General features: G+C 63.8%; 4 protein-coding genes and 1 pseudogene. 2 read left to right on the top strand and 3 right to left on the bottom strand.

All coding sequences use genetic code 11. From position 1 onward, the window contains the following. The 3 genes and pseudogenes from AB4061_RS40435 to AB4061_RS40425 form a co-directional block, all read right to left on the bottom strand. Nucleotides 1-936, bottom strand: a pseudogene (locus AB4061_RS40435) (acyl-CoA dehydrogenase family protein); the annotation flags it as partial. A 51-nt stretch (nucleotides 937-987) separates the two neighbouring features. Continuing rightward, nucleotides 988-1,446 carry a PaaI family thioesterase gene (locus tag AB4061_RS40430; protein WP_441641639.1) on the bottom strand — a complete coding sequence of 153 codons (459 nt, stop codon included), beginning with the start codon at nucleotides 1,444-1,446 and terminating at the stop codon, nucleotides 988-990. Between the two features lie 85 nt (nucleotides 1,447-1,531). Next, entirely contained in the window at nucleotides 1,532-1,966 is a 435-nt protein-coding gene (locus AB4061_RS40425; protein ID WP_441641638.1) for a MerR family transcriptional regulator, read from the bottom strand. Nucleotides 1,967-2,164: 198 nt separating this feature from the next. On the opposite strand from AB4061_RS40425, the gene AB4061_RS40420 reads away from it, so the two are divergent. Beyond that, a complete protein-coding gene (locus tag AB4061_RS40420) occupies nucleotides 2,165-3,238 on the top strand; it encodes an MBL fold metallo-hydrolase (RefSeq protein ID WP_441641637.1) in 1,074 nt (357 codons plus the stop codon). Continuing rightward, a partial coding sequence (locus tag AB4061_RS40415) for a hypothetical protein (RefSeq protein ID WP_441641636.1) occupies nucleotides 3,213-3,477 on the top strand: 265 nt, incomplete at its 3' end. The genes AB4061_RS40420 and AB4061_RS40415, both read left to right, overlap by 26 nt.

Raw genomic sequence — 3,477 nt, 5'->3', positions numbered from 1 at the left:
AGCTCGCGCCCGATCAGCATGCGGCGGATTTCCGACGTGCCGGCGCCGATCTCGTACAGCTTGGCGTCGCGCCACAGGCGGCCCACCGGGTACTCGTTGATATAGCCGTTGCCGCCCAGGATCTGCACGGATTCGCCGGCCATCCAGGTGGCCTTCTCGGCGGTATAGAGAATCACCGCGGCGCAGTCCTTGCGCACCTGGCGCACGTGCGCGGTGCCGAGCGAGTCCAGGTTCTTGCCCACCGTGTACAGGTAGCTGCGCGCTGCCTGCAAGGTGGTGTACATGTCGGCCACCTTGCCCTGGATCAGCTGGAACTCGCCGATGCTCTGGCCGAACTGCTTGCGGTCGTGGATGTAGGGCGTGATGACATCCATGCACGCTTGCATGATGCCCACCGGGCCACCGGAGAGCACGGCGCGCTCATAGTCCAGGCCGCTCATCAGCACCTTGGCGCCCAGGTTCTCGCCGCCAAGGATGTTCTCCACCGGCACTTCCACATCCTGGAACACCAGCTCGCCGGTGTGCGAGCCGCGCATGCCGAGCTTGTCCAGCTTCTGCGCCACCGAGAAACCCTTCATGCCCTTCTCGACGATAAAGGCGGTCATGCCGCGCGCGCCGAGGTCCGGCTCGGTCTTGGCGTTGCGCGCCGTACGACAAGCCGACCGACGCCGAGGCGCGGCTGATTTCTTCCATGGCGATCATGTGGGCCAGGTAGCCCATATTGGCGCCGCCGTATTCCTCCGCCACCGTGATGCCGAGCACGCCGAGGTCGCCCATCTTCTTCCAGGCATCCATCGGGAACTGGTCGGTGCGGTCGATCTCCGCCGCGCGCGGCGCCAGTTCGGCCTGCGCCCAGTTGCGCACGGTGTCGCGCAGCATCTCGATGTCTTCGCCCAACTCGAATTTCAGGCCTGGCAGCTCAGCCGTTGCGATCATGGCGGTCTCCTGATGGTATCGGTATTGGTCTTCTTGATTTGTCGTTTGTGGTCAGACGTGGTCCAGCGTGCGCACCACGCACAAGGTCATCAGCATGGTGGCCACCGCCTTGCGCACGCCAGCGGTCTCGCTATACACATCGCCCTGCACCACGATCAAGGTGCGGCCGGGCTTGAGCACGCGGCCCACCGCCACCAGCCGCTCGCCCTGGGCGGGTGAGAGCAGGTTGATCTTGTACTCGGCGGTCAGCCCGGCCTCGCCGTCCCCCACGATCGACAGTGCGGCGTAGCCACAGGCGCTATCGGCCAGCGCGCCGACGGCGCCACCGTGGAAAAAGCCGTGCTGCTGGGTCACGCCCTCGGACCACGGCATAGCGATCTCCACCTCGCCGCGCATGACCCGCGTCAGCGCCGCGCCGAAGGTGGTCATCAGGCCCTGCCGGGAGAAGCTGGTGGCAATGGCATCCGCGCGCTCGGCGGACAACGGCGTGGCATCGACAGCTTGGGGCATGGGCTTTCCTTGTTTGAGAAGCTATTCTATTGACGTTTACGTAAACGTCAATCAAATCGAATACGGAAACTGAAATAATGGCCCATCAGGCACTTTTCACCACGGCCGGTGGCACTTCGCACGCATGTGTCGCCAGCAACTCCCGGCACTGCCGTTCGTACTGATCGATCTCGGCAAGCTGCGCCTGCAGGTCCTCGAGCTGGCGCTCCAGTGTGCCGCGGTGATGCGCCAGCGAATGCAGGAAGCGCTCCAGTTGCGGCGCGGTGTCTCGCGGCGACTCGTACAGGTCGAGAATTTCGCGGATTTCGTTGAGCGTCAACCCGAGGCGCTTGCCCCGCACGGTGAGCTTCAGGCGCGTGCGCTCGCGCCCGTTATAGACGCGCTTGCGCCCGGTCGGCCCTTCGCGCTCCGGCGACAGCAAGCCCTGGTCCTCGTAGAAACGGATCGCACGCGGCGTCACGTCGAACTCGCGGGCGAGATCGGTGATGGTGTAGGTTGGCGTGGCTGGCGAGTCTGGCATGGTGGCCCGGTAAAAAAGTGAACGGTCGTTCGGTATGGAATGAAGTTTTCGCTTAAGATGGAAAAAGCCCGCTCCAATTGACGTTAACGTTAGCGTCAAGCAAGGCCGCTGGCAACCGCGATATGCAACCGTGACAACGAGAAAGCCCGCCTGCGCGCGGCACCGCGCGCACAGGGCTTCAGACCCGAGAGACTCCTCATGAACGCACTCGAACACGAACTCCAATACCCGTTTGGCGAAACCCTGCCCGAAGGCGGCGCGCGGCAGCAGGTGGCGCCCGGCGTCTACTGGCTGCGCATGCCGCTGCCCTTCGCGCTGGACCACATCAACCTGTGGCTGGTGCGCGACCGCCTTGAAGGCCGCGACGGCTGGACCATCATCGATTGCGGCGTCACCAACGACACCATCAAGGCGCACTGGGAAACCGTATTCGCCAACGAGCTCGACGGCCTGCCCGTGCTGCGCGTGCTGGCCACCCACTGCCACCCCGACCACATCGGGCTGGCGCACTGGCTGTGCAAGCGCTGGGACGCCCGCCTGTGGATGAGCCTGGGCGACTACATGAACGCCCGCGTGATGGGCGGCGGCAGCGGCGCCGGCTCCAACGCCGGCGGCGACTTCGCCGCCAGCCACTTCGCCCGCCACGGCCTGACGGACCCCGACAGCCTGGAAAAGCTGCGCGCACGCAAGAGCTACTACCCGTCGCTGGTGCCCGACCTGCCCACCCAGTACCGCCGCATGATGGACGGCGATACCGTGCATATCGGCACCGACCCGGCCAGGTCCGGCTGGCGAGTGATCACTGGCTTCGGGCACGCGCCCGAGCACGTAGCGCTCTACAACGCCGCCTTGAATGTGCTGATTTCCGGCGACATGGTGCTCCCGCGCATCTCCACCAATGTCAGCGTGTTCGACATGGAGCCGGAAGCCAATCCGCTCAAGCTATACCTGGACTCCCTGGGCAAGTACGAGCCGCTGCCRGAAGACGTGCTGATCCTGCCGTCGCATGGCCGGCCGTTCCGGAATCTGCATATCCGCATCAAGCAGCTACGCGAGCACCATGTGGAGCGGCTTGCCGAAACCCGGGCGGCCTGCGTGGAGAAAGCCTGCAACGCGCATGACATCGTCGGCGTGATTTTCAACCGGCAGTTTGATATTCACCAGATGACGTTTGCCATGGGCGAGGCGCTGGCGCACTTGCATGTGTTGTGGCATGCGGGGGATGTGAGGCGGGAGATTGGGGGGGATGGGATTGTTAGGTTTAGGGTTTAGGGGGTACTGGTGGCTTTTTGCTGTTGCTGCACGTGGCTGCGGCAACTGCAACTGCAAAATCAGATTCAAATTCAAGGGCTTAACTGCAAATTCAACTGCAGTTTCACCACCCCTGCGGGGCGGCGACCTACTTTTTTGTCTTGCCAAAAAAGTAGGCAAAAAAGGCGCGCCGGATGGGGCGACACCCCCTCGGGATTTCACGAAAAGAGCGGCCGGGACCCAAACTCGCATCGCCTTAA

Source organism: Cupriavidus sp. YAF13, assembly GCF_052113425.1.
GTDB lineage: Bacteria > Pseudomonadota > Gammaproteobacteria > Burkholderiales > Burkholderiaceae > Cupriavidus.
The sequence above is the reverse complement of the archived record's forward strand: the minus strand, read 5'-3'. Positions and strand labels throughout refer to the sequence as shown.

Excerpts from the sequence above, each read along its gene's own strand:
- AB4061_RS40425 (WP_441641638.1), bottom strand. The coding sequence starts at position 1,966 with ATGCCAGACTCGCCAGCCACGCCAACCTACACCATCACCGATCTCGCC.
- AB4061_RS40430 (WP_441641639.1), bottom strand. The coding sequence starts at position 1,446 with ATGCCCCAAGCTGTCGATGCCACGCCGTTGTCCGCCGAGCGCGCGGAT.